Below are 11,724 nucleotides of genomic sequence, written 5' to 3'. Positions count from 1 at the left end.
TGCGGCCCAGCGGCAGGCCCAGCAGCAGGCGGCCGCGGTGGAATGGACGCGGCGCTATGCGGCGGCCAAGCTGGCCGCGGAGGACCGGGCCAATGCCATGGCCCGCCGGCAGTCGGTGTCGGCCCCGCAGTCGCCCAATGCCGCCCCGCGGCAGGCCGCTGGTGGGGTGATCAGCAGCCAGATCGCCCAGATCCGCAATGTGGGTGCTGCGGTGGTGGGCGCCCAGGGTGTGGCTGACCTGGTGCGCGTGGTGGATGCGTGGACGAGCATCAATGCCCGCCTCAAGCTGGCGTCGCGCAGCACGGCGGAGCTGGCCCTGGCGCAGCGGGAGCTGTTTGCGATTTCGCAGCGCAATGGATCGGCCCTGGGCGACATTGCGCTGCTCTACACCCGGATCGCAGACCCGGTGCGTGCCCTGGGCGCGAGCCAGGCCGAGGCCCTGCAGGTGGCCGAGGGTGTGAGCCAGTCGCTGCGGATCTCGGGGGCGTCGACCGCCGAGGCGTCGGGAGCGATGCTGCAGTTTGCCCAGGCGATGGCCGCGGGAGTGGTGAACGGCGAAGAGCTGCAGAGCGTTCTGGAAAACGCGCCACGGCTGGCAAAGGCAATGGCCGATGGCCTGGGCGTGCCCACCGGAAAGCTCAAGGAAATGGGCGAGCAAGGCGCGCTGACAAGTGCGAAGGTGCTGGGCGCGCTGCGCACGCAGTTGCCGCAGATTGCGCGCGAGGCGGCGCAGTTGCCGCTGACGATTGGTCAAGCAACGACGAACGTGCAAGGGGCGTTCCAGCGCTACATCGGGGGCGCGGACGAGTCGGCGGGTGCGAGTCGCAAAGTGGCCGGCGCGCTCAATGGCGTGGCGCAGAACTTCGGTACCGTGGCCAACGGCGCAATCGTGGCGGGCAATGCCCTGGCCATTGGCTTTGCGGCGTCTCGGATCAGCGGCTTTCTGGCTGCGGCCGGGGGCGTGACGGCGGCGCTGTTGAGCTGGCCGGCGCTGTTGGCGCTGGTGGCTGGGGGCGGCACGGCGTTGTGGCTGGGCATGGGCCAGGGGGCGAAGAAGAGCAGCGAGGAGATCAAGGGGGCTCTCCGCGAAACGCTGCGGGAAGTGGAGGGTTTTGGCGACCGCATGAGCGAGGCCCAGCGCACCAGCGCAATCGACGGCCTGACGGCGGGCATCAAGCGGGCCAAGGAGGAATACGCGACGCTGTCGGCCGAGGCAGCCGTGGGTGAAGTGGGCACGCGCATCGAGGCGGACATCAAGCGCGGTGAGAAGGCGCTGGTGGATCTGCAGGCCAAGGCGGCCCAGCTCGCGAACCGCAATTTGACGAAAGAGCGCGGCGACGCGGGCGTGGACAAGAAGCGTACGGTGGATCTGGCGCTGGTGGACAAGGACCAGGCGGACAAGCTGGTCGCGTTCGAGAAGCTCTACAAGGCCTTTGTTCGGAACTCGATCAACGCTGATGGTGACCTGGTCACGAGCTATCAGGAGGTTCGCGCTGCGCTGGACGGGCTGATCGCCGGGGCCAAGACGCCTGCGGACTTTGACGGGATCATCAGCCGGCTGACGAAGGCACTGAAGGGCACCATCGGCGGGGGCACGGCGCCGCTGCGGGCCGAGCTGGCCAGCCTGGTGGAGGCCCGGGCGCAGGCCGAGGAGAAAGCCCTGGGCGCCCAGGTAGCGGGGCTGCAGGCGCGGGTGGATCGGGCCGGCGCGTACTTTGGCGCCGTGGCCGATCAGGCCAAGGCGGCGTTGATCGCGAACACCGGCCTGGCCCGGGTGACGGCGGAGCTGCGCGAGGACACCGCCGCGCTGTCGGCAGACCAGGCGAGCCAGTCGCGCACGGCGGCCACCGTGGCCCAGCAGTCGGCCAGTGTGCAGATCGCGCTGCTGCGGCAAGTCGAGGCCCAGAAGCGGGCCATCATCGAGTCGGACCGGGTGGCAGCGAGCCGCGTGGCCACGAATGCCCGCATCGATGCCGAGCGCTCGGCGCAGGCCCAGCTGCGCGGCCTCGCGGCCGAGAAGGCGACGGTGGCGCCGGATAGCACCCGGGCGGCAGAGATTGCGGCCGAGGAAAAGAAGATCGCCGCCGACCTGGCGAAAGAGAAGAAGCGCCTCGCCGAGGCCTCGGCCGACGCTCAGGCGGGCGCTGCGCGGCGGGTGGCCGACGTTGAGCGGGCCACGGCGCGGCAGCGGCTGGAGATCCTGAAGCAGAGCCAGACCGACATTCAGGCCGCCGCCGGTGACGCCCTGGCGAACTACAAGATGTACGCCAGTGGGGTGATCCAGCTCGACCGGCAGATTGCCGCCAACCGGCTGGACACCGCCGCGAGCATCGAAGCCCTGAAGCGCAAGGACATGGACCCGGCGGCCCAGGCCGACAGCCTGCGGGCCGAGATGGAGCGCATGCGCGCCGAAGAGGGCGCCGCGGCCCGGGCCGGTGACCGCAACGGGCAGCAAGACGTTTTAGCGCGGCAAAAGTCGATTGCGAACGAGCTGGCCGGTGTGACGGGGGATGGCATTGATCCCAAGGCGATGCGGGCGGAGGCGATCAGCAATCTGCAGCGCATCGGTGAGGAGGCGGACTCGATTCTCAAAGCCCAGCGCGAGGAGGCCCGGGCTGCGGCCGAGGAGCAGAAGCAGACATACGAGGCCCTGGTGGAGAGCCTGCGCGGGCTGACGGCGGAGATCGGCAAGATCAACCAGGGCGAGGCGATCAAGCTGCGGACGGAAGTGGACATGGCCTCGGTGACGTCGGCCTTGGATGCCGTTCGGGCTGCGTTTGCATCGACCACGTTTGCGATCCGGGTAGCGGCGACTGCGCCGGAGGTGCCGACGGCACCCCAGGCCCGGGCCGGCGGTGGGCCGATCTTCGGCGCTGGCACGGCTAAGTCGGACTCGATCCCCGCGCTGCTCAGTAATGGTGAGCACGTGCTGACCGCTGCCGAGGTGCGTGCGGCAGGTGGCCACCAGGCGATCTACGCCCTGCGCGCTGCAATGCTCGGCGGCCGCCTGCCGCGCTTTGCTGCCGGGGGCATGGTGGGTGGCCTGGCCATCCCCGCGCCGATTGTGCGGGAGGCCGGGGCGGCGGCGTTGCAGCCGGTGAACATCACGATGCCGGGTGGGCAGACGTACCCGATGCAGGCGGCGCCGGACGTGGCTGCGGCGATGGACCGGCATATCCGGATGCAAGTGCTGAAGAGGGGGCGGATGTGAGGGTTTTGACGATTGGGGGGATCCCGATCTCGGTGGAGTCGAGTGATCGGATTGCACAGACCTACAGCGCGGTGGGTGGCGGCCGGGCGATGCGGCTGATGAAGGGCGGGCTGCTGATGCAGCGGAACTGGCGGCGGCTGCGCACGACGATTGCTGTGTCGGAGGCGCGCTTTCTGCCGGCGCTGCAGGGGTTGGATCTGGATGTGCCCCACGTAATCCAGTGCCTTGCGCGCAGGCAGTTGGCCAGCGCCACGCCGGCCATCACGCTGCCCACGGCGCGGCGTGCCGACATTGAGCCGCTGGGGTATGCGGTGCTGGCGACGGGGTTCATGGCGCGGACAGCTTCGGTGCTGGCGGGCGATGTGCTGACGCTGACGCCCGTGACTGGCGCGGTGAGCTACACGGCGACATACGTGCCTGAGTTAGTGGCGCTGATCACCGAGCTCGAGGAGAGCCTGGATGTGCGGTCGGCCCGGGCGGGGTGGCAGCTGGTTGCAGAGGAGATTTGACGGTGGCGATTCTGGCTTTTGATGGGTTCGAGACTGTGCTCGAGGCGCCGTGCGCGGACGTGGATGACGAGATCACGATTCCGGCCGCTGCGGCGGCCGAGCTGTTTTCGCTGGCCCGGCTGACGTACGACGCGCAGGTTTGGGGGGGTGCGACACAGCGGCTGATTCGGGTGCCGATGTTCCTGGCCGACGGGGTGCATGTGGAGCGGATCGAGCTGCCCTTGCCTGCTGTTGAGGGTGGCCCCACGCCTGTGCTTCGGGGGGCGACCCGGTATTCGTTTGCCGCGGGCGCCGCTGTGCGCTGTTCGCCGAGCGCCCTGCATGTGATGCAGGGGCATGCTGGGGTGCAGGAGCTTGCAGGTGTGAGCCAGGCTCTTGTTGTGCCGGGTGAGCTTGTAGCTGTGGGTGAGATGGCTGCGGCGACATTCACGTTGCAGTTTCCTGACCCCGGCGGCTCGCCGGCGGTGGCACACATGGGGGAGCTGTGGCCCGCGGAGGTTCTGCTGACGATATCGACAGTCTCGGCTGTGACCGTGGCATTCAAGTGTTACGACCTGCTGGCTGATGCAGCGGTACTGCTTTCGGGGGTTTCCGGTCTGCAAAGCAGCGTGGTGCTGCCTGCCGGGACGGCATTTGCGCTGTTCCGGATCCGGAGGCTCCCGATTGGGCTGCCGCCGTACGGGATCCGCGGGTATTACGGCTGGCTGGTGTCGGTGGAGACCTGGGCGTGACATTCGGCCGCGGCCTTTTCGGGCAGGGGCTTTTCGGGCGGGAGGCTGCTGGTGGCGGCGGGCCGGAGCCGGTGAGTATCTCTGTGCCGCTGCGGGTGGCTGTTGTTGCCGGGTCGGTGGCCACGCTGCGCGTTCGGCTGCGCATCCGGGTGCGTGGCGAGGTCAGTCTGAGTGTGCCGCTGGCGATTGATGTGCAGCGGCCGGCTGTGCGGTTGTTGGTGCCACTGGCTATTCGGGTGACACAGCAGGTGGCGCTGGTGGTGCCGTTGTCGGTAACGGTGTCGGCGGCGCTGCCAGGGCCGGTGCCGGGCGGCGAGGCCTTCATTTGGGCGGGGCGGGTGACGCTGGATGGCGTGGATGTGACGGCGCGGCTGACAGGGACAATCGAGGTCGAGGCTGAGGAGGATGCGGCGCGGGTTGCGCGGTTTAGCCTGGCGCCGGCGGGGGCGATGGTGGCGCTGTCGTCGCTGGCTCGCAGGCCGGTGACGATAGCCTTCGAGCGGTTTGATGCGGCTGGGGTGCGGACAGGGATCTGGCGGCTCTTCACTGGGCTGGTTGATGGCCCGGAGTATGACGCGGCGACTCGAGTGCTGACGCTGGTGTGCTCGGACGCCAGGCAGGCAAAGATCGCGGCGATGACGCGGGCGCAGATTGATGCGTTGGTGCCGGGGGTGTGGAGCCCGTTTGTGTTTGATCGGGATTCGACGTCCGAGCAGTACCTGGTGGACAGGCTGGGGACGACGGCGGGATCGGTGGATGGGGATGCCTACGGCGCGCTCGCATTCACGCCCTGGGCCGGGTCGGTGGGCCGGGTGATCACTGAGGCCGAGATCCTGGACGAGTCGCTGTCGCCGTTCCTGGTGGGCGCGGCATCGGCGCGGCGAAGCCGGCTGACAGTGACGTATCGCAGGCCGCAGGCCGTGGTGCGAGGGATTCTTTTTCAGTACCAGTCGCCGCCGCTCGCAGATCAGTTCTACCTGGGCCTCAAGGCCCTGGCGCGCAATGCGGTTGAGCAGGCGCTTGGTGGCAGCGGCGCCACGGTGGTGTCGGATATCAGTTGGATGGAGTATCCGGCGCGGGCCCAGGTGGAGCGCGTGGGGGCGATTGTTGCCGCAGATGCGCAGGCGCTGTGCCTGGGGGCGACGTGCTGGCTCAACCGGCGCTACTCCCGGTGGATCGATGAGACCTGGCAGGTGAGCATCGGCACTGAAGGGCCGGTGACGGACGAGAGCCGGGGCGTGAGCGTGGAGTGGGACCCTACCGACAGTGACCAGCGCCGGCTGCCTGGCAATGCCGTGACGGCGTTTGCTGTGGCGATGAATGAGGGGCCGGTGCCCCGCATTGCGCCGATGCTGGGCATGGGTGAGCGGCATGTGGATTACGTGCCGGCGGACCAGCCGGACTCGGCTGCTTTCGTGGTGGCCTACACGGCCTCGGTGTTGACGGCTGCTCGCCAGGTGGCTGAGAGCCTGCGGGGTAGCGGGGTGTCGTTTGAGCTGGCGCTGGATCCGAATGTCTCGTTGAGGGACTTCCTGGAGGTGGATACGGCGGTGGTGGCCGGCGCCGGGAAGGTGCGCAAAGTTGTGCACCGGATGGATATCGACGCCGGCACGGCGGTGACGGCAGTTGAGGTGGAGTGTGTGAGTGTGACGCTGCCTCCGGTGCCGGCGCCGGCCCGGCAGGCCGTGCCGACGAAGATCAAGCCCGGTGCGCTGGTGGCCAAGGCCCAGAGCTGGATCGGGGGGCAGATGTCGTCGCCGGTGTGGAATGAGAAAACCATGTTCGGGTACTCGACGAATGTGGCCAGCCCGGCGACGGGCGCAAACCTATATCCCGAGCAGATGAGTGTGATGGTGCCGGGGATTGAGGAGGCCGCCCAGGGGGCTGTGGCTCCGCCGCCGACGTGCTCGATGACGGCGGGGAGCGATGTGCTCACGGCGCTGACGAGCACGGACGGGTTTGATCTGGATGTGGGTATCTCGGGTGTGGGGATTCCGCCGGGGACGGTGCTGGTGGCTGTCACCCCGTCTGCTCGCACAGCCAGGCTGAGCCAGGCCGCAACGGTGACGGGCGTGGAGCGGGAGGTGCGGGTGGAGACGCGGCAGTACATCAACAGGGTGCGGGTGAGCTACCACCCGACAATCGTGCGTAATGGACCGACAGTAGGGGCTTGAGATGGCGACAACGTTTGGGGTTTTTACAGATGCGGCGTTGACGACGCCGCTTGCGGGCACGCTGGACTTTGCCCAGGCCGCTGACGGATCAACGGGGCCGGTGGTGGCCACGGTGTATATCGGGTCCGCGGCGGGTACTCGGGTACTGCGGGCGGTTGCGAACCCCGGGGTGGACCCGCTGGTGCTGACTGTCACCGATTCTTCGGCGGGCGGCAGCCCGGCGGCCGATGTGACGATTGCCCTCGATGAGACGTTTGTTGGGCGCACGCCCGGTGCATCGCTTGTGCTGGGGACTCAGATCAACGGTGGGCTGGCAAATGCAGTGGCAGTGTATGTGCGGGTCGAGGACTCGACCGGGGAGATAGGCCTGTCCACCGATCTTTCGCTGGTGCTGACCCTAGCCGAGGAGCTGTGACGTGGCGGAGCTTGAACGCGCGATTCGCAAGTTGGGCCCTGCGGAACAGCGTGATGGGCTGTTCCAGCCGCCAGCTGCTGCGAGAATCCCGGACAGCGCTGGGAAGGCGCCAAATGGGCTACCAAAGAGCGGCAGCGGAGGCGATCTGACGGAAGAAAATTACGCTGATCGTACGTATCACGAGAACAAAGAGCTGGTGAGCACGGATGGACTGCTGACAATCATCTACAAGCCGATCAAGGTAGTGAAGATGAAGGACGCGAGCGGCAACCCCGTCACGCTTACGTTTGCTGCGCCAACTGTGTGATGGGCGATGGAAGATAAGCGACTTCCGTCGCCCGCACTGGGTGAGCCCAGGCTGTTTGGCCAGCCGTATCACGGGCTGGTGGTGAACGGTGAGCTGACGCTGTCGACGGGGCGCAAGATCGAGGTCACTGGTGTTTCCGGAGATTGCTACATCGTCAGGGTGCCAGGAAGGCCTCCGGTGGATATCACGCCGCTGGAGGCCGTTCGCGAGGCCGCCTCGGGCCGGGAGTGGCGCACTTATGCGCTGCTGTCCGGGCGCGACAAGCACTACGGGGGGATGACAATTGGCGCTGATGCGTGGCTCTACGCTGCCCCTGATGGGACTGTCTGGCGCATTCGGTGCCCACAGCTCGATACCACGCTAGTTCGGGCTGTTCCTGACCCTAACTTTGACTTTGGGTGGTTTCCGGGCACGCTTGACTTTGAGTTTCATGTGGAGCGCTTTGGTCTTATTGACGGAGATGCGGCGCCGGATAGCGCAGTCGTGGTTGTTGCTGCCCAAGACTTGGGCGGCCCTATTCAGTCAGACACTTTGCGCGACCCGATGACAGGCGAGAAGGTGCCCGCTGAGCTGCGGCGGTTTCCCGGCGACGGCTTCCTGACGCAGTGGATGCCGATCAACATTGAGGATGTCAGCTCTTCTGGGGATCGGTGCTTGTTCTGTTGCAATCGATCACGTGAGCAGTCGGCGGCGAATCTGCCGCCGCAGTTGGGGCGCGCATATCCCCAAAGCTGGCTGGAGGTGGCGGTGTCAGGGGGCGGGAGCGCGGATCAGATCGTGATCGCTATGTCAGTCGCGCGGCAGCAGTCGCAGGCGTATCCCAGTGTGACGTCATCCCTGAGCCACGGCACGTGGCCGGTGTGGGCGCAGTATTCCGGGGGTAGTTTTTATTGGCGCGATGAAGAGACGGTCATCTCAGGATCAACCAGGGCAATTTTGGTTCCGCCACGGACTGCTGGCGGGTTCTATGACGCCGATGATGTAATTCAGTGGGCGGAGCTTTCGGCCGAGATCAGATTTGTTGGATCTGCTACTCATTCGGCTGAGATGGTTGGGACGTCTAGCTCCGCCGCGGGGGGGGTTGGATATGTGGCACGGCACGTGGGTGTCACTAGCACCAGCACTGCAGACGTCACCATTGCGCTGGCTGGCCACTCGTGTTCGGTCCCACAGCTCCGGATAGAGTCATCGTCATCGCGTTACTATCCCGAGCTGATAGATGGCGCTTCCTCGCCCGGTTACCCGCCCGAGACGTTTCATGTCTCGGTGACTGTCTCCGGTGCATTTGGGACGGCGTTCAATGCTGCTGATGACTGGCACGCGTTCGAGGGGGCGTTTGTTGTTGGGGCCACTGGCTCCGACATTGGCGTTTTTGATGTCGATCCGTCAGTCGTGAATGGCGTCTGTGGTCGATCTGTCGACAATGTTCGACTCGTGAGGATGACGAACAAGACGTACGCGGTTATGGCACGGTGGGATCTCTCATGGGGACCAGCGCCTCAGTACCAAGAGATGGTGATTGCTGTTGGCGGCCCGGATGGTTGGGTGATTCTAAACGAGCGCCGTTTGGACTATCACGCTAGCTACAACCCCGGCACGGGGCACCTGGCGCGCAGCTCGACTGACGGGTTGGGTTGGGTGTAGCTTTTGGCTGGCTAAATTTCGTTTTGTATTGCTGTGCGCTGGCGCTTGCTAGTTATCTCATTCTTCCGTGGCGAGTTTTCGCGCCGCGCTTCAGGGGTACGTTTCTTTGCCTACTTTCTTGTCGTACAACAAGAAAGTAGGTCGGCCGCCGGGCCGAGACCCGGCCAATGTGACGTAAGAGAACGGAAATCCGTCTCACAAGCGCTTACCGGTCCGAGGTCCAATGAATTCGACCCCACAAAAAAACCCTCGTCAGAGGGCCGCTTGTCTCAGGATTCAGCCCAGGAAGGCCTGGTCTTTTGTCGCTTCCGGAGCGGGGAAGGCCTTCTTGCTATGGGCGATACCCAGATCAAGGAAGAGCTCGCACATCTTGTACGCCACCACCCCCGGGTTGAGGACGGGGACGGGCAGGCGGGAGGCCAGATAGGCATGGGACTGGTGCATGGTGGTGGAGCCGAGCACGATGACGTCGGCGCCGTCTTCATGGATGGCCTTGAGGGCGGCCTCTTCGAGTTTGGCGAAGACGATGTCCTCCTTGCCGGTGAGCAGCTCCTGGGTGTCCGGGCGCACATCGATGGCGCGGATGGAGGCGACACGGGACTCCAGGCCGTACTCCTTGAGGGTCTTGCGGTACAAGGGAAACCAGCGCTCCCACATGGTGAGGATGCTGAACTTGTGGCCCAGCATGGCGGCCACGTGGAAGGCGCTCTGGCCAGGTGACAGCACCGGGATGCTGAGCCGGGCCCGCAGCGCGGAGAGGCCCGAATCGCTGACGGTGTTGATGCACACCGCGTCGAAGCCCTCCTCCTCCGCCCGGATGCCGGCCTGGATCACCGCCAGCTCCATGATGGCCATGTCGTAGTAGCTGTCGGCCAGGGTGATGGTGTTGCCGGCGCCGACAAAGCTCACGTCGATGTCGGGGCGCCGGAATTCCGGCGGGAGCTGGGATTCGACCATCGGCCGGGTGGCCTCGCTCATTGGAACAGGGAAGATCATCTTGACCCGCTTGCCCATGACTGTTGCTCCTTGTGTTGAGGGGTTTGAAGGGTCGGGATCAGTTGGCCGACATGCCGCCATCCACCGGGATGAAGCCGCCGGTGACATAGGACGATTGCTCGGAGAGCAGCCACAGCACGGCGTTGCTCACCTCCCGGGGCTGGCCGATGCGGTGCATGGGCACGCCGTCGTCGTACATGTGGTCGTCGCCGCCGGTCACCCGGTCGTAGCTGGCGGTCTTGATGGGGCCGGGGCAAACGGCATTCACCCGGATGCCCTTGCGGGCGTAGTCCAGGGCGGCGGCCCGGGTGGCGCCGATGATGCCGTGCTTGGCGGCCACGTAGTAGGCCAGGCGCGGCATGGCCTTGAGTCCGAAGATGGAGCTGTTGTTGACGATGCTGCCCCCGCCGCTGGCGAGCATGGCCGCGGCCTCGTACTTCATCATGTACAGCATGCCCTTGAGGTTGATGTCGATGACGTCCGAGATGTCGGCATCGGGCGTTTCGTGGATGTCGCAGAACTCGCGCTGCAGGCCGGCGTTGTTGAAGGCGCCGTCGAGGCGGCCGAAGTGCTCCATGGCGCAGGCCACCAGGGCGGCGCAGTCGGCGGCCCGGGAGACATCGGTCTGCCTGAAGACGGCCTGGCCACCGGTGGCGCGGATCTCGGCGGCGATGGCTTCGCCGTCCACCGGGTTGCGGTTGCCGAGCATGATGCGGGCACCTTCCGCGGCCAGGGCCTGGCAGGTGGCGCGGCCCATGCCGCTGCCGCCACCGGTGACGATGTAAACCTTGTCGTACAGATCAGGGTAGGTGCGCAAGGGTCAGACTCCTGTCGGGGCTTACAGACGGGCGGGGGCAATCCGCCCGAGCAGGTTTTCCAGGGCGATGCCGATGGCCAGCAGGCGGCGGTCATCACCGGCGTGGCCATCGAGCTCCAGGCCCACGGGGAGGCCGGTGGTGGCCCCGATGCCCACGGGCAGCTGGATGCCGGGCAGGCCGGCGCTGGCGGAGGGCTCGGTGTTCTGGATGAGCAGGGAGAAGTTCTGCGGCTCGCTCACATCGGGCCGGGCCAGGGGCGCCACGATGGGGGTGGTCGGGAAGACGAAGGCGTCCAGCCGGTGACGGGCGAAGAGGGTCTTGTAGTGCTCGCGCAAAGCGGGGCGACCGGTGTTCTGGGCGTAGTCGTAAAGCGGCGCCGAATCGACGATGTTGCCCGCTCCGTCCAGCGCCTTGCGGGGCAGCACGAAGGTGTCGTAGATGCCGGCCACGTCCGGGCTGGCGATGCCGGCGCGGAGCGCCTCGATGGAGATGCCGGGGCCCTGGGTGGCGAGGTATTCCACCATGTCGGGGTAGGCCTCGTGGAACACCACCGGGAAGCCCACGGCATTGTTGAGGGCCATGATCTCGGTGTCCTCCACATCCACAAAGGTGACCCCGACGCCTTCCAGCGCGAGCCGGACGGTGGCCATGATGGCGGCGACATCCTCATCCATGTTGGCCCAGAAATCCGGCACCACGCCCAGGCGCAGGGTTTTCAGCTGCACCGGCGGCAGGGCCTGTTCGCCGGTGATGAGGCCGTCCAGCAGGGCCACGTCGGCCATGCACAGGGCCATGGGGCCGGCCGTGTCGCGACTGCTGGCGATGGGGGCGATGCCCGCCGACGGATAGCGCCGGGCGCTGGGGCGCAGGGAGCTGCAGCCATTGAGGGCGGGCGGGATGCGCATGGAGCCGCCGGTGT

10 protein-coding genes are annotated in these 11,724 nt (G+C 66.5%); 7 read left to right on the top strand and 3 right to left on the bottom strand.

Annotated elements, in window-relative coordinates; translation table 11 throughout:
* The 7 genes from J0L98_RS19560 to J0L98_RS19530 all read left to right on the top strand — a co-directional run.
* The coding region (locus J0L98_RS19560; RefSeq protein WP_296413631.1) for a tape measure protein at positions 1 to 3,211 on the top strand (3,211 nt) is incomplete at its 5' end.
* A gap of 89 nt (positions 3,212 to 3,300) precedes the next feature.
* The gene (locus tag J0L98_RS19555) at positions 3,301 to 3,720 is read left to right on the top strand and encodes a hypothetical protein (RefSeq protein WP_296413630.1); all 420 of its coding nucleotides are present in this window, start codon (positions 3,301 to 3,303) and stop codon (positions 3,718 to 3,720) included.
* Between the two features lie 2 nt (positions 3,721 to 3,722).
* The gene (locus J0L98_RS19550) at positions 3,723 to 4,451 is read left to right on the top strand and encodes a hypothetical protein (RefSeq protein ID WP_296413629.1); all 729 of its coding nucleotides are present in this window, start codon (positions 3,723 to 3,725) and stop codon (positions 4,449 to 4,451) included.
* Positions 4,448 to 6,625: a hypothetical protein gene (locus J0L98_RS19545; protein WP_296413628.1), complete on the top strand. Its 2,178-nt coding sequence runs from the start codon at positions 4,448 to 4,450 to the stop codon at positions 6,623 to 6,625. The genes J0L98_RS19550 and J0L98_RS19545 overlap by 4 nt, the downstream gene beginning before the upstream one ends.
* A gap of 1 nt (position 6,626) precedes the next feature.
* Positions 6,627 to 7,040 carry a hypothetical protein gene (locus tag J0L98_RS19540; RefSeq protein ID WP_296413627.1) on the top strand — a complete coding sequence of 138 codons (414 nt, stop codon included), beginning with the start codon at positions 6,627 to 6,629 and terminating at the stop codon, positions 7,038 to 7,040.
* Between the two features lies 1 nt (position 7,041).
* A complete protein-coding gene (locus J0L98_RS19535; RefSeq protein WP_296413626.1) occupies positions 7,042 to 7,347 on the top strand; it encodes a hypothetical protein in 306 nt (101 codons plus the stop codon).
* A gap of 6 nt (positions 7,348 to 7,353) precedes the next feature.
* A complete protein-coding gene (locus J0L98_RS19530; RefSeq protein ID WP_296413625.1) occupies positions 7,354 to 8,991 on the top strand; it encodes a hypothetical protein in 1,638 nt (545 codons plus the stop codon).
* Positions 8,992 to 9,267: 276 nt separating this feature from the next.
* On the opposite strand, the gene J0L98_RS19525 is transcribed toward J0L98_RS19530, so the two are convergent.
* The 3 genes from J0L98_RS19525 to J0L98_RS19515 all read right to left on the bottom strand — a co-directional run.
* On the bottom strand, positions 9,268 to 10,005 hold the full coding sequence (locus J0L98_RS19525) for an aspartate/glutamate racemase family protein (protein WP_296413623.1): 738 nt from the start codon (positions 10,003 to 10,005) through the stop codon (positions 9,268 to 9,270).
* Positions 10,006 to 10,045: 40 nt separating this feature from the next.
* Positions 10,046 to 10,804, bottom strand: a complete 759-nt coding sequence (locus J0L98_RS19520; RefSeq protein WP_296413621.1) for a glucose 1-dehydrogenase — start codon at positions 10,802 to 10,804, stop codon at positions 10,046 to 10,048.
* 21 nt (positions 10,805 to 10,825) lie between these two features.
* Positions 10,826 to 11,724: amidase family protein (locus J0L98_RS19515; RefSeq protein WP_296413620.1), on the bottom strand; the 899-nt coding region annotated here is incomplete at its 5' end.

Source organism: Zoogloea sp., assembly GCF_017302315.1.
Lineage (GTDB): Bacteria > Pseudomonadota > Gammaproteobacteria > Burkholderiales > Rhodocyclaceae > Zoogloea.
The sequence above is the reverse complement of the archived record's forward strand: the minus strand, read 5'-3'. Positions and strand labels throughout refer to the sequence as shown.